The 21,265-nt window shown below is 66.3% G+C and carries 17 protein-coding genes; 11 read left to right on the top strand and 6 right to left on the bottom strand.

The genetic code is table 11. The features are described 5' to 3' along the window. Nucleotides 1-5 precede the first annotated feature (5 nt). On the top strand, nucleotides 6-326 hold the full coding sequence (locus KBW98_RS09480; RefSeq protein WP_211519881.1) for a DUF2288 domain-containing protein: 321 nt from the start codon (nucleotides 6-8) through the stop codon (nucleotides 324-326). A 134-nt stretch (nucleotides 327-460) separates the two neighbouring features. Here the strand turns inward: KBW98_RS09480 and KBW98_RS09475 are convergent, their stop codons facing one another. Both KBW98_RS09475 and KBW98_RS09470 read right to left on the bottom strand, forming a co-directional pair. Continuing rightward, a complete protein-coding gene (locus KBW98_RS09475) occupies nucleotides 461-850 on the bottom strand; it encodes a tetratricopeptide repeat protein (RefSeq protein ID WP_211519880.1) in 390 nt (129 codons plus the stop codon). Continuing rightward, nucleotides 847-2,856: a bifunctional 2',3'-cyclic-nucleotide 2'-phosphodiesterase/3'-nucleotidase gene (locus tag KBW98_RS09470; RefSeq protein WP_211519879.1), complete on the bottom strand. Its 2,010-nt coding sequence runs from the start codon at nucleotides 2,854-2,856 to the stop codon at nucleotides 847-849. Before KBW98_RS09470 ends, KBW98_RS09475 begins: the two co-directional genes overlap by 4 nt. Nucleotides 2,857-2,991: 135 nt before the next feature. Here KBW98_RS09470 and prfB point away from each other — a divergent pair. The 3 genes from prfB (at nucleotide 2,992) to lysS (ending at nucleotide 6,322) form a co-directional block, all read left to right on the top strand. After that, a protein-coding gene (gene prfB / locus KBW98_RS09465; protein ID WP_211519878.1) for a peptide chain release factor 2 occupies nucleotides 2,992-4,096 on the top strand; the annotation gives its coding sequence in 2 pieces (ribosomal slippage) (nucleotides 2,992-3,072 and nucleotides 3,074-4,096; 1,104 coding nt in all). Between the two features lies 1 nt (nucleotide 4,097). Next, nucleotides 4,098-4,760, top strand: a complete 663-nt coding sequence (locus KBW98_RS09460; RefSeq protein ID WP_211519877.1) for an HAD family phosphatase — start codon at nucleotides 4,098-4,100, stop codon at nucleotides 4,758-4,760. A 26-nt stretch (nucleotides 4,761-4,786) separates the two neighbouring features. Then, entirely contained in the window at nucleotides 4,787-6,322 is a 1,536-nt protein-coding gene (gene lysS / locus KBW98_RS09455) for a lysine--tRNA ligase (RefSeq protein WP_211519876.1), read from the top strand. Between the two features lie 235 nt (nucleotides 6,323-6,557). On the opposite strand, the gene ppnN is transcribed toward lysS, so the two are convergent. Continuing rightward, complete coding sequence (ppnN, locus tag KBW98_RS09450; RefSeq protein ID WP_211519875.1) at nucleotides 6,558-7,928, bottom strand: nucleotide 5'-monophosphate nucleosidase PpnN; 1,371 nt, start codon at nucleotides 7,926-7,928, stop codon at nucleotides 6,558-6,560. Nucleotides 7,929-8,184: 256 nt separating this feature from the next. Between ppnN and KBW98_RS09445 the strand changes: the two genes are divergently transcribed. Further along, nucleotides 8,185-9,690 carry a peptide MFS transporter gene (locus KBW98_RS09445; protein ID WP_211519874.1) on the top strand — a complete coding sequence of 502 codons (1,506 nt, stop codon included), beginning with the start codon at nucleotides 8,185-8,187 and terminating at the stop codon, nucleotides 9,688-9,690. A 124-nt stretch (nucleotides 9,691-9,814) separates the two neighbouring features. Here the strand turns inward: KBW98_RS09445 and KBW98_RS09440 are convergent, their stop codons facing one another. Continuing rightward, on the bottom strand, nucleotides 9,815-10,714 hold the full coding sequence (locus KBW98_RS09440) for a LysR substrate-binding domain-containing protein (protein WP_211519873.1): 900 nt from the start codon (nucleotides 10,712-10,714) through the stop codon (nucleotides 9,815-9,817). Nucleotides 10,715-10,820: 106 nt separating this feature from the next. Between KBW98_RS09440 and KBW98_RS09435 the strand changes: the two genes are divergently transcribed. Then, the gene (locus KBW98_RS09435) at nucleotides 10,821-11,744 is read left to right on the top strand and encodes an NAD-dependent epimerase/dehydratase family protein (RefSeq protein WP_211519872.1); all 924 of its coding nucleotides are present in this window, start codon (nucleotides 10,821-10,823) and stop codon (nucleotides 11,742-11,744) included. 104 nt (nucleotides 11,745-11,848) lie between these two features. On the opposite strand, the gene KBW98_RS09430 is transcribed toward KBW98_RS09435, so the two are convergent. Beyond that, nucleotides 11,849-14,107, bottom strand: coding sequence for an OPT family oligopeptide transporter (locus KBW98_RS09430; RefSeq protein ID WP_211519871.1), 2,259 nt, complete (start codon nucleotides 14,105-14,107; stop codon nucleotides 11,849-11,851). A gap of 266 nt (nucleotides 14,108-14,373) precedes the next feature. On the opposite strand from KBW98_RS09430, the gene KBW98_RS09425 reads away from it, so the two are divergent. Together KBW98_RS09425 and KBW98_RS09420 are read left to right on the top strand one after the other, a co-directional pair. Further along, nucleotides 14,374-16,668, top strand: a complete 2,295-nt coding sequence (locus tag KBW98_RS09425; RefSeq protein ID WP_373888922.1) for a penicillin-binding protein 1A — start codon at nucleotides 14,374-14,376, stop codon at nucleotides 16,666-16,668. 107 nt (nucleotides 16,669-16,775) lie between these two features. After that, nucleotides 16,776-17,135 carry a DUF1428 domain-containing protein gene (locus tag KBW98_RS09420; protein ID WP_211519870.1) on the top strand — a complete coding sequence of 120 codons (360 nt, stop codon included), beginning with the start codon at nucleotides 16,776-16,778 and terminating at the stop codon, nucleotides 17,133-17,135. Between the two features lie 33 nt (nucleotides 17,136-17,168). On the opposite strand, the gene KBW98_RS09415 is transcribed toward KBW98_RS09420, so the two are convergent. Next, a complete protein-coding gene (locus KBW98_RS09415; RefSeq protein ID WP_211519869.1) occupies nucleotides 17,169-18,449 on the bottom strand; it encodes an AMP-binding protein in 1,281 nt (426 codons plus the stop codon). Between the two features lie 199 nt (nucleotides 18,450-18,648). On the opposite strand from KBW98_RS09415, the gene KBW98_RS09410 reads away from it, so the two are divergent. From KBW98_RS09410 to KBW98_RS09400, 3 genes are all read left to right on the top strand, one after another. Continuing rightward, a complete protein-coding gene (locus tag KBW98_RS09410) occupies nucleotides 18,649-19,038 on the top strand; it encodes a phosphonate transporter (RefSeq protein WP_211519868.1) in 390 nt (129 codons plus the stop codon). Beyond that, a complete protein-coding gene (locus tag KBW98_RS09405; protein ID WP_211519867.1) occupies nucleotides 19,035-20,810 on the top strand; it encodes a bifunctional diguanylate cyclase/phosphodiesterase in 1,776 nt (591 codons plus the stop codon). The genes KBW98_RS09410 and KBW98_RS09405 overlap by 4 nt, the downstream gene beginning before the upstream one ends. Nucleotides 20,811-20,917: 107 nt before the next feature. Continuing rightward, nucleotides 20,918-21,166, top strand: coding sequence for a hypothetical protein (locus KBW98_RS09400; RefSeq protein ID WP_211519866.1), 249 nt, complete (start codon nucleotides 20,918-20,920; stop codon nucleotides 21,164-21,166). Nucleotides 21,167-21,265 lie beyond the last annotated feature (99 nt).

Below are 21,265 nucleotides of genomic sequence, written 5' to 3'. Positions count from 1 at the left end.
GCACGATGAAGACCAATCCCGACAAAGACACCGAACTGCACGACAAGATCAACCGCGAAACCGGCCGCATCAAGTGGAGCGAGCTGGAGCGCCATTTCGCCAGCGGTTCGGTGGTGTATGTGAGCCAGGAGCTGGACCTGATCGAGGTGGCCCTGCGCATCGCGCACGACGACAAGGAAAGCATCGCGCGCTGGATGCAATCGGGGCAGGTGGCCAAGGTAAACGACCAGCAGGCCGCTAGCTGGCTGGCGGCGGATGCGACCTTGTGGGCGTCGGTGGTGAGTCCGTTTGTGCTGGTGCAGCTGGAGAAGAAGCAGCTCCACTGATCGAACAGAACTTGGATCCCGCCCTTCGCCGGGAGTTATTGCCTCCAGTGGAGGGAATGACGTGTCAACGCTTGCCACTTACAGTTGAGTCGTCATCCCGGCGCAGGCCGGGATCCAAGTTTGCTGGCAAACCTCTAACGCTTCCCCTCCCCGCGATGCGTCAGCGCATGCGCCGCCCGCCGCATCAACTGCGCCGCCTTCACTGGATCCTTTTCCATCAGCGCCAGCTGCTGCCACGCCTCCGCATAATCCATCTGCGCCGCTTCCTCCAGCAGGCGCCGCGCCTCACCCTCGTCGCGCGCCACGCCCTCGCCCTCGAGCCGCATGTTCGCCAGGATGAACATCGCCTCCGGCACGCCGCGCGTGGCCGCCACACTCAGCCAGTGCGCCGCCAGCGCGGCGTCGCCATTGCTGCGATAGGCCAACCCGCGCCGGAGCGCGCTATCGCCCTCGTCGCCATGCTGGGCCATGGCAGGCTGCGCCAGCAGCAGCGCCGCCAGCATCGTCACCAGCACACGCTTCATTGGGACAGGTCGATCACGTACAGCGCCGTGCCCTTGCCGCGTCCATCGTCCGGCAGCACCTGGCTGACGTTGCGCAGCCCCGCCTCGTGCGCCAGCTCGATCATGCCGGGCGCCGAATGGAAGACCACCGGGCCGGCCGTCTGCACCGGCGCGAAACGCCAGCTGCGCGCGGCGCCATGTGCCGCGCGGGTCAGCTGTTTCGTCTCCTTGACGTAGGCGATCAGGACGTCGCGGTTGTTGTCGGGCGAGGCGATCACGGTCTTGCTACCGTCCAGGCCCGGGAAGTTGCCGCCGCCGCTGGCGCGGTAGTTGTTGGTCGCCACCAGGAATTCCTGCCCGGCGTCGATCGGCTGGCCGCGCCAGCGCAGGTTGCGGATCCGCTCGCCGGGTGCGCGCGTCACGTCGATCTCGTAGGCCACGTCCGGGTTGGTCATGGTGTCGAAGTTATAGCTCGGCACCGCCAGGTTCACCAGTTCCTGCGCCTCGGTCTTGCCCGGATCAATGGTATTGAAGCGCTGCGCCGCCTTTTCCAGCCAGGCCTTGAGCTGGGCGCCGTTCACCTTCACGGCGTACAGGGCGTTCGGGTAGAGGTAGAGGTCGGCCGCATTGTTCAGGGCCAGCGGGCCGGCCTTCACGTCCGTGTAATCCGACGGCCCCGCTACGCCGCTCTTGAAGGGCGCCGACACCGACAGCACCGGGAGCCTGGCGTACTGCGGCAGGTTGGCCGCCACGTACTTGGCCACATAGGCGCTCTGCGCCTGGTTCACGACCTGGATCGCCGAACTGTCGCCGACGTCGGCGAAATAGGTCGACATGCGGAAGCCCGTGCTGCCGACGGGGGTCTTGACGTACTCGATGGTCGCCTCGTGCTCTTCCTTCACCAGCGCCATCACCTCCGGATCGGCGTCGACGAAGGACTTGGCCCCGGTCTGGGCGGCGCGCGCCTGGACGAAGGTCTTGTCCTTCTCGACCGTCCAGCGCTTGCCGTCGTGCTTCAGGTGCAGGCCGATCAGGCCCAGGTGCTTGCCCCACAGGTTGGCCATCACGGTCGGCACGCCGTGCACGAAGCCGCGCGCCTTGTCGACGCCCGGGAGGTTGAACTGGGCCACGCTGCTGTCGGCGTTGGGGAACAGCTGGTGCGAGTGCCCCAGCAGCATGGCGTCCACGCCCGGCACCTGGGCCAGGTAGTAGTTGGCGTTCTCCATGCTCGGCGAATAGCGGGCGGCATCCAGGCCGCCGTGCGAGATCGCCACGATCAGCTCCGCACCCTTGGCCTGCATCTCGGGGATGTACTTCTCCGCGGCCTCGCGCACGCCCTCGGTGTAGACCCGGCCCTCGAGCCAGCGCTTGTCCCAGGACATGATGGTCGGCGGCGCGAAACCGATGATGCCGACCTTGATGCTCGCGTTCACCGGCTTGCCGGCGACGTCGAGGCCGCTGATCTTCTTGTCGATGATGTGATACGGCGCGAACAGCGGCTTCTTCGTCCTGGCGCTGTAGACATTGGCCAGCACCATCGGGAAGCCCGGTCCGGCGCACTTCTTCGCCGCCTTGACGCCCTTCACGTCGAAGCGGCTGCCCGTCACCTGGCCGAGGTAGGCCAGGCCGTAGTTGAATTCGTGGTTGCCGATGCCGGCGCCCTCGTAGCCGAGCTTGTTCATCACCTTGTAGATGCCGAGGGTCTGGTCGCAGCGCAGCGGCTTGACCTGGGCCTGGTAGTCGGCCAGCGCATTGCCCTGGATCGTGTCGCCGTTGTCGAGCAGGAGCGTGTTCGGGAATTCCTTGCGCGCCTGGGCGATCAGGCTTGCCGTGCGGTCCAGGCCGAACGAGGGCTCGGCCATCAGCTTGTAGTAGTCGTAGCCCACCACATTCGAATGCAGGTCCGTGGTTTCCAATACCGCCAGCACGGCGGTGGCGCCGGCGGGCGGCTTGGCGGCCCAGACAGGAAGACCGAGGAGCGCTGGAGCGAGCGCGATGCAAATCTGATAACGCAAAGAGAGGGCCATGGGCATTCCAGCAAAATGAACCGAACGATCATACGGCAGCGCATATGCCCCTGCAAGCGCCCCGTACATGGCATCCCCCTGCGATGGGGTATAATCTAGGGTTCGATTCAACCCACTAACGAGACTGCCGAGATCATGGAAGCTGAACGCATCAACGCCATTTCCGCCCTGCTGAACGACCTGACGGGTCGCGAGGCCGAACTTCGGAGGTATCTTTGACTTCGATAAGAAGTCCGAGAAACTAGAACAGGTCAACCAGGAGCTGGAAGACCCGGCCATCTGGAACGACCAGAAACGCGCCCAGGAAATGGGCAAGGAAAAGAAGGCGCTCGAAGGCGTCGTCCTGACGCTCGAAAAAGCCAAGGCCGACCTGCTCGATGCCGCCGACCTGTTCGAGATGGCGCGCGAAGAAGGCGACGACGACACGCTGGAAGCGGTCGCCGGCGACGTCGAAGCCATCCAGAAGATCATCGAAGGCATGGAATTCCGCCGGATGTTCAGCAACCCGATGGACCACGCCAACTGCTTCATCGACATCCAGGCCGGCGCCGGCGGCACCGAAGCCCAGGACTGGGCCTCGATGCTGCTGCGCCAGTACCTGCGCTATGCCGAACGCAAGGGCTTCAAGGCCGAGATCCTCGAACAATCCGAGGGCGAGGTCGCGGGCATCAAGACCGCCACCATCAAGGTCGACGGCGAATACGCCTACGGGCACCTGCGCACCGAGACCGGCGTGCACCGCCTGGTGCGCAAGTCGCCGTTCGACTCGGCCAACGGCCGCCACACCTCGTTCACCTCGCTGTTCGTGTATCCGGAAGTCGACGAGTCGATCGAGATCGAGATCAACCCGGCCGATGTGCGCATCGATACCTACCGCGCATCCGGCGCGGGCGGCCAGCACATCAACAAGACCGACTCCGCGGTGCGCCTGACCCACGGCCCGTCGGGCATCGTGGTCCAGTGCCAGAACGACCGCTCGCAGCACCGCAACAAGGCCGAAGCCTGGGACATGCTGCGCGCCAAGCTGTACGAGCTGGAACTGCGCAAGCGCATGAGCGAGCAGCAGAAGCTGGAAGACTCCAAGACCGACGTCGGCTGGGGCCACCAGATCCGGTCCTACGTGCTCGACCAGTCGCGCATCAAGGACTTGCGCACCGGCTTCGAGACCGGCAACACCAAGAACGTGCTGGACGGCGACCTGGACGACTTCATCTCGGCCTCGCTCAAGCAGGGCATCTGAGATGACGCCTGCAGCACGCGCCTTCGTGTTCGACATGGACGGCACCATCGTCGACAACATGGCCTTCCATACGCGCTCGTGGATCACCTTCTTCGAGCGCCGCGGCAAGGCCGTCGACGCGGACGAGTTCTTCCGCACCACGGCCGGCCGCCAGGGCCAGGAGATCATCCGCGCGCACCTCGAGGCGGAACTGGCCGACGACGAAGTCGCCACCCTGATCCACGAGAAGGAAGGCGTCTACCGCGAGCTGTACGCGCCGCACCTGCGCGCGGTGGGCGGTTTCGAGGACCTGGTCGCCAGCGCCAAGGCCGGCGGCACGCGGCTGGCGGTGGCCACCGCGGCGCCGCCGGCCAACATCGAGTTCACGCTCGACGGCCTGGACCTGCGCCGCCATTTCGACGCGATCGTCGGCGCCGCCGATGTCGCACGCGGCAAGCCGCATCCGGACGTGTTCCTGGAAGCGGCCCGGCGCTGCGGCGTCGCGCCCGAGCACTGCATCGTGTTCGAGGACGCGCCGCTGGGCGTGGAAGCCGCGCGCCGCGCCGGCATGCGCGCGGTGGTCCTGACGACCACCCTGCCCGCCACGGCCTTCGCGGAATTCGACAATATCGTGGCCATCGTCAACGACTTCTCCGAGCTGGACGTTGACAGCCTGTTCGCCTGAACAACTTAACAAGAATCGCATCCATCATGACTACGGAAAACCAAGAACAGGCGCCAGTCCCGGCCCTTGACGAGAACAAGATCATGGCCGAGCGCCGCGCCAAGCTGGCCGCGCTGCGCCAGCAGGGCAACCCCTTCCCGAACGACTTCGTCCCCCAGCACAAGGCTGCCGACCTGGTCGAAAGCCATACCGGCAAGACCCGCGAGGAACTCGAAGCCGAGCCGGTCGCCGTGGTGCTGGCCGGCCGCATGATGCTGCGCCGCGAAGCCGGCAAGAAGGCGGCATTTGCGACCCTGCAGGACAGCTCGGGCCCGGCCGCCAGCGGCCGCATCCAGATCTACGTCACGCTCGACAGCGCCGGCGAGGAAGCCATGGAAGCCCTGCGCAGCTACGACCTGGGCGACATCCTGGGCGTCGAAGGCACGCTGTTCAAGACCAAGACCGACGAACTGACCGTCAAGGTCACCCGCCTGCGCCTGATCGCCAAGGCCCTGCGCCCGCTGCCGGACAAGTTCCACGGCCTGGCCGACCAGGAGACCAAGTACCGCCAGCGCTACGTCGACCTGATCATGAACGAAGAGACGCGCCGCACCTTCAAGGCGCGTACCGCCGCCATGTCGTCGATGCGCCGCTTCATGGAAAAGCACGGCTTCATGGAAGTCGAGACCCCGATGCTGCACCCGATCCCGGGCGGCGCCGCGGCCAAGCCCTTCATCACCCACCACAATGCGCTTGACATGGAAATGTACCTGCGTATCGCGCCCGAGCTCTATCTGAAGCGCCTGGTGGTGGGCGGCTTCGACCGCGTGTTCGAGATCAACCGCAACTTCCGCAACGAAGGGGTGTCGGTCCGTCATAACCCGGAATTCACGATGATGGAATTCTATGCGGCCTACACCGACTACAAGTGGATCATGGACTTCACCGAATCGGTGATCCGCCAGGCTGCCGTCGACGCCCACGGCAGCGCCGTCCTGACCTACGGCGGCCGCGAACTCGACCTGTCCAAGCCCTTCCAGCGCCTGACCATCGTCGAGGCGATCGACAAGTACGCGCCGGGCTACACCCCCGAGCAGCTGAACTCGATGGACTTCCTCAAGCAGGAACTGCTGAAGTTCGGCGTCAAGCCTTTCGCCACCTCGGGCCTGGGCGCGCTGCAGCTGGCGCTGTTCGAAGAGACCGCCGAAGCCCTGCTGTGGGAACCGACCTTCATCATCGACTATCCGGTCGAAGTCTCGCCGCTGGCGCGCGCTTCGGACACCCGCGAAGGCATCACCGAGCGCTTCGAGCTGTTCATGGTGGGCCGCGAGATCGCCAACGGCTTCTCGGAGCTGAACGACCCCGAAGACCAGGCGGCGCGCTTCCTGTCGCAGGTGGCGGCCAAGGACGCGGGCGACGACGAAGCGATGTTCTACGACGCCGACTACATCCGCGCGCTGGAATACGGCATGCCGCCGGCGGGTGGCTGCGGGATCGGTATTGATCGCCTGATGATGCTGATTACGGATTCGCCGAATATCCGGGATGTGCTGTTGTTCCCGCATTTGCGCAAGGAAGACTGAGCGTCCAGGCGATTGAGTGAAAAAGGCGGCCGTGCATTGCACGGCCGCCTTTTTTGTGTGGGTGAAAAGCGATACGGCAAACCACCACCTCCAGCCTCAAAACCGTCATTCCGGCGAAGGCCGGAATCCAAGTTCGCGAGCGTACCGTCTGCGTGTCACGCCAGTGGCAGCGGCACGGCCTCGGGTTCCGGCCTTCGCCGGAACGACGGTGTAGAAGCTAACGGTGCACGCGGACCTACTGCACGATCGTATAGCAAGGCGTATACGCCTTCCCCGGCAATTTCATCCTGCTCTGCTCGACGAACGACGCCAGCAGCGCATCCATCGGCCCCATGATGGCACTCTCGCCCTGGATCTCGTACTTCCCGTACTTCTCGATCGCGCGGATCCCCTCTTCCTTCACGTTCCCCGCCACGACGCCCGAGAAGGCGCGGCGCAGGTTCGCCGCCAGCATGTGCGATTCCTGCGCGCGGTGCAGCTTCAGGTTGCGCATGTTCTCGTGGGTCGGGCGGAACGGACGCTGGAATTCATGGTCGATCTTGAGGCGCCAGTTGAAGTAATAGGCGTCGCTGTGCGCCTTGCGGTATTCGCGCACCTGCTTGATCCCGGCGTGCATCTCACGCGCCAGGGCCTCGGGGTCGTCGATGATGATCTTGTAGCGGCGCTGGGCCGCCTCGCCCAGGGTCAGGCCGATGAAGTGGTCGATCTGCGCGAAGTACTCGCGCGCCGAGGCCGGGCCGGTGAAGAACAGCGGGAAAGGAATCTCGGCATTGTCCGGGTGGAGCAGGATGCCGAGGATGTACAGGATTTCTTCCGCCGTGCCGGCGCCGCCCGGGAACACCACGATGCCGTGGCCGGTACGGACGAACGCCTCCAGGCGCTTCTCGATGTCCGGCATGATGACCAGGTCGTTCACGATCGGGTTCGGCGACTCGGCCGCGATGATGCCCGGCTCGGAGATGCCGAGGTAGCGGCCGCCCGTCAGGCGCTGCTTGGCGTGGCCGATGGTGGCGCCCTTCATCGGGCCCTTCATGGCGCCCGGTCCGCAGCCGGTGCAGATGTCGAGCTCGCGCAAGCCCAGCGCGTAGCCGACTTCCTTGGTGTAGTTGTATTCCACGCGGCTGATCGAGTGGCCGCCCCAGCACACCACCAGGTTGGGATTGCGCTGCGGCTGCAGCACGTTGGCGTTGCGCAGGATGTGGAAGACCGCGTCGGTGATGCCCTCGGTGCGGGCCATGTCGAACTTGGGGTTGTCGGTGACGTCGAAGTGGACGTACACGATATCGCGCAGCACCGCGAACAGGTGCTCGTGGATACCCTTGATCATCTTGCCGTCGACGAAGGCGTGCGCAGGAGCGCCGCGGATGTCGAGCTTGATGCCGCGCTCGCGCTGCAGGATGCTGATGTCGAAGCTGGCGTAGCGCTCCATCAGCTCCTTGCCGTCATCGATGTCGCTGCCGCTGTTCAGGACAGCCAGCGCGCACTTGCGAAAAATGTCATACAGGCCGGCCTTGCTGGTGTCGAGCAGCTTGGCCACCTCCGCCTTGGACAGAACCTCCAGGCGGCCTTCCGGGGAAATCAGCGTATCGACTACATCATGGGTCATGGTGTTGTTTTCCTTTTCTCTACTGTGATACGAGCCAATGATCGACAGGCCTGATAGGCAATATACGCCAAAGTGCAACATTTTGTCTGCCTGGCGCGCCGGGCCGTGCGCCTGCGTGCGCGCGTATTAACACAGCTGGAAAAAATTCGCTTGCGCTAACAAATATGCACTAGAATGCGTGCCTATTGGAATTCTCGGCACGCCGATCGTCCATATACCAATCCATCGAGACAAATACTATTTCGGGAGGAACCGCATGAGCGGTGCTGCTACTTCACCTGCCAAGGGACCGATCCCAGAATTCAAACAGATCATGGGCCACCCAGCTCCGCTGTGGATGCTGTTCATGACCGAATTCTGGGAGCGCTTCGCTTTCTACGGCATCCGCTGGGCCCTGGTGCTCTACATCGTCGCCCAGTTCTACGGCGGCGACGCGGTCGGCCAGGCCGACGCCAACCTGACCTACGGTTCCTACCTTGCGCTGGTCTACGCCGGCGCCGTCTTCGGCGGCTACGTGGCCGACCGCGTCATCGGCTACCAGCGCTCGATCATCGTCGGCGCGATCTTCATGGCGGCCGGCCTGTTCATGATCACCATCCCGAGCCAGGACATCTTCAAGCTCGGCCTGGCGACCATCATCGTCGGCAACGGCATGTTCAAGCCGAACATCTCGGCCATGGTCGGCCAGCTGTACTCGATCAGCGACACCCGCCGCGACTCGGGCTTCACCATCTTCTACATGGGCATCAACGCCGGCGCCTTCATCTCGCCGATCCTGACCCAGCAGCTGGCGCAGAACGTGTTCAACACCGGCGACACCCCAGCCTACAAGATCGTGTTCTTCGCCTCGGGCGTGGGCATGCTGCTGTCGCTGGTGTGGTTCTACTTCGGCCGCAAGCAGCTCAAGGGCATTGGCGCACCGGTCGGCGAACTGGCCAATCCGAAGCGCCTGATCGGCGTGATCATCGGCTCGCTGGTCGTGATCCCGGTCGTCTACCTGCTGCTGCAGGCCGGCGCCGCCAACCTGCAGGTCGTGCTGACCGTGCTGTTCATTATCCTGGCCCTGATGCTGATCGTGGAAGGCGTGCGCGAAGGCGCGGTCTCGCGCGACAAGACCATCGCCATGATGATCATCTTCTTCTTCAACATCCTGTTCTGGTGCTTCTTCGAGCAGGCCGGCAGCTCGTTCACCTTCCTGGCCGACCAGATCGTGAACCGCGACTTCGGCGACTGGACCTTCCCTGTTGCCTGGTTCCAGTCGGTGAACTCGATCGCCATCATCGTCTGCGCACCGATCATCGCCGCCATCTGGGTCGCGATGGGCAAGCGCAACGTGAACCCGTCGATCCCGCGCAAGTTCGGCCTGGGCATCATCTTCAACGGCCTGGCCTTCGGCCTGCTGATGTATGCGCTGACCCAGCTGATCAACGACCAGGGCAAGATCCCGTTCTGGACCCTGTTCATGGTCTACGTCGTGCAGTCGATCGGTGAGCTGTGCCTGTCGCCGATCGGCCTGTCGATGGTGACCAAGCTGGCCCCGACCCGCCTGGTGGGCCTGGGCATGGGCGGCTGGTTCCTGTCGACCGGTATCGGCAACAACCTGTCGGGCATCTTCGCCTCGCACGTGTCGGGCGAAACCGGCATGTCGGTGGCCTCGGCGCTGGACGGCTACACCTTCGGCTTCTGGATCCTGCTGGGCGGCGGCGTGCTGCTGTTCCTGATCGCACCGCTGATCCAGAAACTGATGCATGGCGTGAAGTAAGGGTTTTTTGCTTCCAATGAAAACGGCAGCCTGCGTGGCTGCCGTTTTTGTTTTAGGGGCGACTCACCGAACTTGGGTCCCCGCCTTCGCGGGGAGCCGATTTTTTGCGTGCCCAACCCGGAACTCACACCTTGTCCAGCGTCGCCCGCATCTCCGCCATCTCCCCCACCATCCACTCCCTGAACCGCCGCACCTTGAGCATGTGCTCCTTGTGCGGATTCACCAGGAACTTGTACCCGTTCCCGAACGGCGCGCTGCGGCAGGGAATCTGCCTGAGCGCGCCCGACACGATGTCCTGGAAAGCGATCCCGTAGGGCACCAGCGCTACCCCCTGCCCCGCCACCGCGGCCTGCACCAGCACGCCCCAGTGGCTGTAGCCGCGCGAGAAGTCGTACTTGCCCTTGAGCGCCTTGTTCTCGTTGAGCAGCTGCAGCCAGGCCTCGGGCGAGGTTTCCACCAGCAGGCGGCAGTGCGGCAGGTCGGCCAGGGTGAGGTCGGCCTGTCCCGGCGCCAGCAGTTCCGGGCTGTACACCGGCACCAGGCGTTCGCGGAACAGGGTCGCCGGATCGCCGTCGCGCACCGGGCCGTAGCGCACCGCGACGTCGGTGCTGTCGGCCTGCAGGTCGACCGGCGCGTCGTTCGAATCGATGCGGATGTCCAGCTCCGGATACAGCTTGGTGAAGCGGTGCATGCGCGGCACCAGCCACTTGATCGCGAACGAGTGCGTGGTCGAGATGCGCAGCACCGATTCCTCGTCGCCGCGCTGCAGGGCCGCCACCTTGGCGCGCAGGTCGCCCAGCATGCGGCCGGTGGCCACCGCCAGCTCCTGGCCCTTCTCGGTCAGCGCGATGTGGCGAGGGTGGCGCACGAAGAGCGGAAAGCCGATGTTTTCCTCGAGCTGCTTGACCTGCAGGCTGACCGCCGCCGGGGTCTTGTGCAGCTCGCGCGCGGCCAGCTTGAAGCTGCCCCAGCGGGCCGCGCACTCGAAGTCGATCAGGCCGGAAAGGCTGCGCAAGGGCTTCATCGCCACCCCATGCATAAATATTTCTTATTCAATACCTGTACTTTTTCTAGGTTGAAGGAAGGAACGTCCAGAAAATACAATATAGCTGAACACACAAGGAAAAGTCATGCCCAAGAATATTTTGGTGATCGGTGGCACCCGCTTTTTCGGCAAACTGCTGGTGCAGCGCCTGTTATTGGCCGGCCACCGTGTGACAATCGCAACACGGGGCTATGCGCCCGATCCTTTCGGCGAGCGCATCACCCGGGTGCGCGTCGACCGCCGCAACGAATCCGCCATGCGCGCCGCCTTCGGCAATGCGCGCTTCGACATCGTCTACGACCAGATGTGCTATTCGCCGCTCGACGCGGCGATCTCGGTGCGGGTCTTCGGCGGACGCGTTGGACGCTACGTCATGGCATCGACCATCGACGTCTACCGCGAACTCGCACCGCTGGGACGTCCCTTCGCCGAGCGCGACCTGAACGTGCACGCCCAGCCGATCGACGCCGGCTACCCCTGGCACGACCCGGCGCGCGCGGTCGAGAGTTATGTTTGCGGCAAGATCCAGGCCGAGGCCTATCTCTACCGCGACGGAAGCCTGCCGACCGTCACGGTGCGCCTGGCCCACGTGCTCGGCGGACCGGACGACTTCACCGGCCGCCTGGCCCACTACGTCGACCTGGTGCGCCTGCGCGCCGCGCTGCCCTACTCGAACGCCCAGGCCGACGTCTCCTTCATGCAGGCCAAGGAAGCGGCCAATTTCCTGGTGTGGGCGGGCGGGCAGTCCTTCACCGGCCCGGTCAACGCGGCCGCGGATGGTCCGCTGTCGGCATTCGCCCTGCATGCGCGCGTGGCCGAGGCCCTCGACGAGGACGCCTTCCCGCGCCAGGCGGCCCAGGTGGCCGCGCCCGGGGTGCTGTCGCCCTTCGATTTTCCGTCGGCGCTGGTGCTCGATACTTCCCGGGCCAAATCGCTCGGCTACCGGTTCGGGCATACGAATGACTGGATCGATGTGGTGATCCGGCAGCACGATTTGGCGTACGTGTAGTCGGTACGCCGGCAAACTTGGGTCCCCGCCTGCGCGGGGACCCAAGTTCCTTAGCACGCCACCAACGCATAAAAAAAGCCGGCTCACGCCGGCTTCTCTACAACTCACTTCCTCTCAGGCCTCTCCCGCGCCACCCACCACAGCAGCAGGATGATCGCCGCATACGGAATCAGGGTCAGCACGTGCGCATCCGGCCCCGCGAAGAAGGGATTCGACGCCTCCGCCCATTTCGTCATGTCGCTGTCGAAGCTGGTCAGCACGCCGGCAGTGATCGCGATGATGATGCCCGCCAGCGCGCCGCCGGCGATGTAGCCCGATGCCAGCAGGGTCCCGGCGCTGCGGTCGCCCGCGGCCTGGCATTGTTCCGGCGTCAGCTTCTCGTACTGCGGCAGGGTGTTGTTGCGGCGGTCGACGATCCAGCGCAGCAGGCCGCCGACGGCGATCGGCAGGGTCGACACCAGCGGCAGGTAGACGCCGACGGTAAAGGCCAGCGAGGCGATGCCTGCCATTTCCAGCACCACCGAGATCATCACCCCGAACAGCACCAGGGTCCAGGGCAGTTCCTGGTCCAGGATGCCCTTGATGATGTAGGACATCAGCACCGCCTTGGGCGCGTCGTATTTCTTGACCTCGGTGCCGTCCGGCCGGGTCTTGTGGGTGCCGTTGATGCCCGGGTCGACCAGGTAGACCGGCTTGCCGTCGTCCGCCACCAGGTACTTGCCCGCCGGGCCGCCCACGGCATCAAGCTTTTGCCAGACCTTGTAGGTGTTCTTGTCGCTCTCGGCCTGCGGACCTTGCAGCTGGGCGGTCTGGGTGAGTTTCGAGGCGTCGACCGTCAAGCCCGGCGCCACCTGGGCCGCCGGCACATAGACGGTGCCGGCGTCGTTCAGCTTGAGCAGGATCGGTCCCAGGATCAGGGCCGAGGCGAAGGCGCCGCACAGGATCGCGTACTGCTGCAGGCGCGGCGTCGAACCGACCAGGAAGCCGGTCTTCAGGTCTTGCGAGGTGGTGCCGGCGTTGCTGGCGGCGATGCAGACGATGGCGCCGACCGAGAGTGCGGTCACGTAGTACTGGCCGCCGGTCCAGCCCATCACCAGGAAGATCAGGCAGGTGAACAGCAAGGTGGCCACGGCCATGCCCGAGATCGGGTTCGAGGACGAACCGACTTCGCCCGTCAGGCGCGAAGAGACGGTGGCGAACAGGAAGCCGAACACCAGGATCAGCAGCGCGCCCAGCAGGTTCATGTGCAGCGGCGTGGCGACGGTGATGATGGCGATGATGGCCAGGCAGCCGATCACCACCCATTTCATCGGGATGTCGCGGTCGGTGCGGCTCGAGGTATCGCCAGTGCTGGATTTACCCATGCCGGCCAGGCCCGAGGACAGGCTCTTCCAGATCATCGGCATCGAGCGCACCAGCGAGATCAGGCCGGCCGCGGCCACCGCGCCCGCGCCGATGTACAGCACGTAGGCGTTGCGGATGTCGTCCGGCGACATGTCGCGGATCAGGGTGGTGCCCGGCGCCAGCGGCACCGTGAGCAGGTCGCCAAAAAACTTGATCATCGGGATCAGGAGCAGGTAGGACAGCACCCCGCCCGCCGCCATCGTGAAGGCGATGCGCGGGCCGATGATGTAGCCCACGCCCAGCAGCTCGGGCGAGACCTCGGCGCCGGCGGAGCCGCCCTTGAGCGGCGCGCCGAACTCGAAGTTGACGGTATCCTTCCAGCCCTTGAGCGACACGCTCAGGGTCTTGTACAGCAGGCCGATGCCGAAGCCGCCGAAGATGATCGCGGCGCGGCGCTTGGCGTCGCGTACGGCGTCGGAATCCGATTCCAGCGCTTCGCCCGCGGCTTCGCGCGAGACGTTGGTGGCGGCCGCCTTCAGTACCTCGGCGCAGGCGGTGCCTTCCGGGTATTTCAGCTCGCCGTGCTTGTCGACGATCATGGTGCGGCGCATCGGGATCATCATCAGGATGCCCAGCAGGCCGCCCAGCACGCCCACCAGCATCACGCGCGAGATCTCCAGGTCGAAGCCCAGGATCAGGATCGCCGGCATGGTCACGCCCAGGCCGAAGGCCAGCGATTCGCCGGCCGAACCGGCGGTCTGGGTGATGCTGTTCTCGAGGATGGTCGATTCGCGCGCGCCGAACTTGCGCGCCACGCCGAACAGGGTGATCGCGATGACCGCGACCGGAATCGAGGCCGACACCGTGAGGCCGACCTTCAGCACCAGGTACAGGGAGGAGGCGCCGAACACCATGCCCAGCACCACGCCCATGATGAGGGCGCGGACGGTGAATTCGGGCAGGCGGGCGTTGGCCGGAATGTAGGGCTTGAACCCGGCCGGGTTCGGATCGTAAGGCATCTGCGTTTTTCCTTCGTTGCGCACGAGGTTCACCTTGCTTGGGAGAACCTGAAAGCGTGAATATCGCACATGCCGTTGTGGAATGAAAGCGGATTATAATCCGCCAACGACGGGCCACCCCGACCCGGATCCGGCCCAACAAGGAAAGTTCAGCAGTGACCAAGACCAAGAAGACGGCCGTGCGGTCCACCAGCCGCGTGCGCATTTTCCTCCTCGCCGCCCTCGGCGCCGTGCTGCTTGCCGGCGGCGGGGCCGCCGCCTACCTGATGACGGCGATCATGCCGAACGTGCCCGCCATCGACGCCGTCACCGACTACCGGCCCAAGATCCCGCTGCGTATTTATACCGCCGACAATGTGCTGATCGGGCAGTTCGGGGTCGAGCACCGCGATTTCGTGCCGATCGCGAAGATCCCGCCGCTGATGAAGAAGGCCCTGCTGGCGATCGAGGATACGCGCTTCTACGAGCATGGCGGCATCGACTGGATCCGCGCGGCGGGCGCCGCGAAATCCAACCTGGGCGGCGGATTCCGCCAGGGCGCCTCGACCATCACCATGCAGGTGGCGCGCAACTTCTTCCTGTCGCGCGAGAAGGTCATCTCGCGCAAGCTCACCGAGATCGCTCTCGCCTACAAGATCGAGGACGCGCTCACCAAGGACCAGATCCTCGAGCTGTACATGAACCAGATCTACCTGGGCCAGCGCGCCTACGGCTTCTCGAGCGCGGCGCGCAGCTACTTCGGCAAGACCCTCGACCAGCTCTCGCTGGCCGAGATCGCGATGCTGGCCGGCCTGCCGCAGAACCCGGCGCGCCACAACCCGGTCGCCAACTTCAAGCGCGCCGAGCAGCGCCAGCACGCGGTGCTCAAGCGCCTGCTGGAGCTGGGCGAGATCACCGGCGATCAGTACCGCCAGGCCCTATCCGAACCGCTGCGCATCAAGCGCGACGCCGGCCAGCGCTACGATACCCACGCCGACTACGTGGCCGAGCTGGCGCGCCAGGTGGTCTACGAGCAGTTCAAGGAAGAAGCCTACACGCGCGGCATCACGGTCACTACGACCATCCTGGCCGCCGAGCAGGAAGCGGCCTACGACTCGGTGCGCCGCAACGTGATCGCCTACGACCAGCGCCACGGCTACCGCGGCCCCGAGGCGCGCATCGAGCTGCCGGAAGACCCCGAGGAACGCGAGGACGCCATCGTCGAGGCCCTCCAGAAGCGCCCCTCCAGCGACGGCCTGGTGCCGGCGGTGGTGCTCGCCGCGACGCCGAAGGAAGTCAGGGTCGAGACGCTCGACGGCGACGAGGTTCTCATCAAGGACGCCGGCCTGAAGTTCGCCGCGCGCGGGCTGTCCGAGAAAGCGCCGCCCGCGCACCGGATCACGCCGGGCGCGATCATCCGCATCAACAGGCACGACAAGGGCGAGTGGTCGATCACCCAGGTGCCCCAGGTGGCCGCGGCCTTCGTCGCCATCGACGCCGACACCGGCGCCTACCACGCGCTGGTGGGCGGCTTCGACTACAACCTGCAGAAGTTCAACCACGTGACCCAGGCCTGGCGCCAGCCGGGTTCCGCCATCAAGCCCTTCGTGTATTCGGCGGCGCTGGAAAAAGGCTATTCGCCGGCCACCCGCATCCTCGACGAGCCGCTGGAACTGCCGGGCGGCGAGGACGGCGAACTGTGGACGCCGCAGAACGACGACGGCGTGTTCGACGGCATCGTCACCATGCGCTCCTCGCTGGCGAAGTCGAAGAACGTGCCCACCGTGCGCCTGCTGCGCGCACTGGGCACCGACTACAGCCACGAATGGCTGGGCCACTTCGGCTTCGACCCGGCGCGCCACCCGAAGAACCTGACCCTGGCCCTGGGCACCGGCGCCGTCACCCCGCTGCAGATGGCCGGCGCCTACGCCGTCTTCGCCAATGGCGGCTACCGCGTCAAGCCCTACCTGATCGCCAAGATCCAGGACGGCAACGGCACCGTCATCATGGAGGCCAAGCCGCCCAAGGCGAAGCAGGAGGAAGCGCGCGTGATCACGGCGCGCAACGCCTTCGTCTCGGACAGCATGCTGCGCGACGTGACCCGCTACGGCACCGGCGCCGCCGCCACCCAGCGCCTGGGACGCGGCGACATCGCCGGCAAGACCGGCACCACCAGCGACGCCTTCGACGGCTGGTTCGCGGGCTACGGCGGCAACGTGGTGGCCGTGGCCTGGATGGGCTACGACGAGCCGCGTTCACTGGGCGGCAAGGAATTCGGCGCCACCCTGGCGCTGCCGATCTGGATCGACTACATGAAGGTCGCGCTGGCCAAGCGCCCAGAGGAAGAACGGGTGGCGCCGGAAGACGTGATGCGCGACGGCGAAGACTGGGTCTACCCGGAATTCGTCGACGCGCCCGAACTGCGCGGCATCGACCTCGACCAGGCCGCGCCGCCGGAACCGGAACTCGAACCGGAGGGGGAGCCCGACCCGGACGCGCCGCCCCCGGCGCCTGTACCGCCCCCCGCCCCGCCGGTCGCGCCGCCGCCGCAAGCGGCGCCGGTCAACAACCGTCTTTTTTGAGGTAAGCTAAGCGTTTCCGGCCTCGGTCCGAGCGCCGGAAACTTTGCGGGCCGCCTGCTGGTCTGTACAGGGACGGTCCACCTTCAGCCGACCAAGAGGAGACGAACATGGCTTATGTCGACGGCTTCATCCTTCCCCTGCCCAAATCCAACATCGACGCCTACCGCGCCATGGCCACCAAGGCCGGCCAGGTCTGGCGCGAGCACGGCGCCCTGCAGTTCCGCGAGTGCATCGGCGACGACGTCAAGCCGGGCAAGCTGACTTCCTTCCCCCAAAGCGTCAACCTCGAGGAAGGCGAAACGGTCGTGTTCTCCTGGATCGTCTACGAATCGCGCGCCCATCGCGACGAGGTCAACGACAAGGTCATGAAGGATCCGCGCATGGCCGAGATGATGCAGCCCGGCGCCATGCCCTTCGACGGCAAGCGCATGGTCTACGGCGGCTTCGAGGTCCTGGTCGACCTGTAGCGGCCACCGCGCCCGGGTGGCCGGGCGCGCCTTTCACGCCCAGGCGTCGATGATCCAGTCGGTCAGCTTGCCGCTGGCCTGCCGCGGCAGCGCCGGGCCAAACGAATACGCGGCCGGACATTCGGGCGCCGTCAGTCGCTCGCCCATCCAGGCGTGCAATTCCGCGCGCAACCGGCCGGTGTCCGCCGATGCGCCGTCGCGCGGCACGACGAAGGCTTTCAGTCGATGGCCTTCGTCCTGCCGCATCAGGCGCACGCTTGCTTCCAGCACCTGGGGATGCAGGCGCAGCACGTCCGCGACGTAGGCGGGAAAGACGTTCATCCCACCCACCTGCACCGCGTGGTCGATACGGCCGGCAGGCCGGAACAAGCCTTGCCCCAAGGCGCCTGCGGGCGCAAGGTCCGCTGCCTCGCTCGCCACGCTGTCCGCCCAGGCGAGCCGGTCCTGAAGCGGGAAGCACAGACGCCGGCCATCCGGCGCCCGGCGCTCCAGGACCGCATCGTCCGCGGTGCGCGCCCAGTATGGGAAAAGAAAATACTCGCCCTCGGGCGTCTCGCGCCAGCCGACGCCGGCGGTTTCCGAGCTGCCATAGACCTGCACCAGCCGCTCCAGGCCGCAGGCCAGCGCCGCGTGCGCGGTCTCGGGCGGACAGGGCGCGGTTGAACTCACGCCGCTGACCCCGGGCGGCAGGCGCATCCCGGCTGCCCCGAACGCACGCCAGGCGTCGGGAAAGCCGAGCACCAGGTCGCCCGGCGCCAGGCCTTGCGCCAGCGCCGCCGGCGACAGGGCGCGCAGGTCGGCCACTTGCCCCGGCCCGATGCCTAGCGCATGCGGCAACAGCACCGAGAACAGGAAACCGTAGATGTGGTGCGAAGGCACCAGGGTGACGATGCGCGCAGTGGCCGGAAACAGGGTCGCCAGGTGCCGCGCCTCTTGCCACAGGAGGACGGCCTCGTGCCGGATTGCCTTGGGCGTGCCCGAACTGCCCGAGCTGCGGAAAGTGACGGCCCCGGCATCGCGCTCGAGCCCGGCGGCCGCCAGCGCCAGCCAATCGGCCAGGCGGGTGTGCGCCAGCAGCGCTTCGTCGGCGCCGGGCCGCAGCTGGAGCATGGTCTCCATGGCCGCCGCCAGGCCGCTCAGCTCGAGCGAATCCGCGCCGAGGTCCGCCACCAGGTCGGCGTCGTCCGGCCATGGCGGCGCAAGGCGCGCCCGGCCCGGCCGCATGGCGGCGAGTTCGCCGGCCAGCAAGTCCTGGACCACGCGCCGAAGGGTCGGCCCATCGCGCCACCAGCGCGGAAAAGTGTCAGCAAGCATTCCGAATCGGTCCTGGGGAGAAGGCGCCGAGTGTGACAGGCGCGTGGGAAGCCTGTCAAACCGTGCGGCGCTGGCCTTATCGTGGAAAAGCGATGAAAATGTCACACCTGCGGGTGCGCACAATTGACACCCATGCTGTCCGCATGCCAACATCTCTTTCCTTTAATCAACCGCTGGCGAAGCTGGCTGTGAGTCTTTCATGAACGGCAAGCTTACTTTCGACATGCCCGGCCTGGCTACCCGCCTCGACCAGTGCAGCGCTGAACAGCTCGACGAGCTCGACTTTGGCGTCATCGGTTTCGACGCCGACACCAATGTCAAGCGCTACAACCGCTTCGAATCGGAAGCCGCCGGCCTCTCGCCCGAGCGCGTACTGGGCGAGCCCCTGTTTACCAGTGTCGCGCCGTGCCTGAACAACTTCATGGTGGCGCAGCGCTTCGAGGACGCCTTCGCCGAAGGCGTCGAGCTCGACGACACCATCGCCTACGTCCTCACCCTGCGCATGCGCCCGGTCAAGGTCGCGCTGCGCCTGCTGGCCGCACCGGGCAGCCCTTGCCGTTACGTCCTGGTCCAGCGCCACGCCAGATGAGCCGGGACCTGCCCTCCGAACCGCTCCAGCCCGGCGCCGAGTACGAAGCGCTGATCCACTTCCTGTACCGCGCGCCGGTCGGGCTGGTCCAGACCGGCCTCGACGGCACGGTGGAGATGCTCAACCCGATGGCCGCCAACCTGCTCATGCCGGTGGCGCCCGCCGCCGCGCTGGACGACCTATTCGCCGTGCTGGATGCACTGGTCCCGGACCTGCGCACCCGGGTCGCGGCCTGCGCCGAGCCGTCCGGCATGATCGTCGACGGCCTGCGGCTGGCGCTGCCCGCCGCGAAGGCGCCGAACGCGCCCCAGGTGCTCTCGCTGAGCCTGATGAAGCTCGATCCCGAGCGCCTGATGTTCATGGTGGCCGACGCCACCCTGGAAGTGCAGCGCGAGAAGGACACGCTGTCGCGGCGGCTGCGCAGCGCCGCCCGCACCGACGCGCTCACGCAGATGCCGAACCGCGACGAGGTGCGCGACGAAGTCGAGCGCCTGATGGCCCTGCAGGCGTCCGGAGACGCGGGCTTCGCCGTACTGCTACTGAACGCGGACCGCTTCCGCCAGGTTAACGACAACCTGGGGCGGGCCGTGGGCGACCAGCTGCTGGTCCAGATGGGCGAGCGCATCCGCGGCGCCCTGCGCCCGCCGAGCGACCACCTCGATCCGCTGGGGCGCGGCGGCCAGCTGGCGGCGCGCATCGGCGGCGACGAGTTCGTGGTGGTCCTGGACGGCATGCGTTCGCGCGAGGACGCCGAACGGGTCGCCGCGCGCCTGCTGGACGCCCTGGCGCGCCCCTACCTGATCGACGGCCACGACGTGGTGAGCGGCGCCAGCCTGGGCCTGGTCTGGGGCGCCGGCGCCGCGGCCACGTCCGACGACGTGCTGCGCGACGCCAGCATCGCGATGGTCGAGGCCAAGCGCGCCGGCGGCGGACGCCAGCGCCTGTTCGAGCAAGGCATGCGCGAGCGAGCGGCGCGCCGCGCCGATATCGAGGGCGAGCTGCGCCAGGCCATCCTGGAGGAACAGCTGTTCGTAGTCTACCAGCCGGTGGTCGGCATGCTGCCCGACGGCGGCATCGATTACGCGGCCGGCGTCGAAGCCCTGGTGCGCTGGCGCCATCCACGGCGCGGCGTGGTGCCGCCCGTCGAGTTCATCGGGGTCGCCGAGGAATGCGGCCTGATCGGCGCGCTGGGCGACTTCGTGCTGGAGCACGCCTGCCGCGATTTCCTCGACTGGCGCGCGCGCCTGGGCGAGCGGGCCCCGCGCCTGGTCGCGGTCAACCTGTCGCGCGCCCAGCTCGGCCAGCCGGGCTGGATCGGACACGTGGCGCGCCTCCTGCAAGACACCGGCATGCCGCCCGCCGCCCTGCAGCTCGAGGTCACCGAAAGCCTGGCGGCCCAGGACCAGGACGTGCAGCAGCGCCTGCACGAACTCAAGGCCCTCGGCATCAAGCTGGCCCTGGACGATTTCGGCACCGGCTATTCCTCGCTCTCGAGCCTGCACCTGCTGCCCGTGGACACGGTCAAGATCGACCGCTCCTTCGTGAGCCAGGCCGACACCAGCCACCACCACCAGGTCCTGATCGAGGCGACGGTCAAGGTGGCGCAGAGCCTGGGCATGCAGACCGTGGCCGAGGGCATCGAGACGCCCTCGCAGGCCGGCGTGGTGCGGGCCCACTCCTGCACCAAGGCCCAAGGCTATTTCTACAGCCGGCCGCTCGCCGCTGGCGACCTGCTGGCCTGGGTGGCCGAACGCCAGGATGCGGCACGCTGAACAAAGTGTGAGGCTGCTCCTACACGCGTTGCCGGATTACTCCTATTTCGTGTGCGTGGCCGCGCTCCCATCATGGCGCCACCCATCCATAACGTAAGGAGAAATCGATGAAACACAGCATCCAGGGCGCAGTCGCCGTCGGCCTGAGCGCCATCCTGCTCGCCGCTTGCACCACCACCGGCAATTCCGGCACCACCAGCGGCTCGAGCAGCACCTCGGCAACCGGCTCGTCGGCCGTGGAGTCGAGCACCAATGCCACCGGCGCAACCGGCCCTGCGGGCACGGTCAACAATACCGATTCGACCGGCAGCAGCGCGACCAGCACCAACAGCACCACGACCGGCACCGGCCGCTAAGGCTCCCCGCACGGTATCGAAGACGGCCCCCCCCGGGGGCGGCGGCGCGTGGGGGGTGGGGGTGGGGGGTAAAAAAATAGTGTTTGGTAAAATTTTTGG

This window comes from Massilia sp. ST3, assembly GCF_018119405.1.
Taxonomy (GTDB): domain Bacteria; phylum Pseudomonadota; class Gammaproteobacteria; order Burkholderiales; family Burkholderiaceae_D; genus Telluria.
Note: the sequence above shows the minus strand (reverse complement) of the source record. Positions and strands in the feature narration are given on the sequence as shown.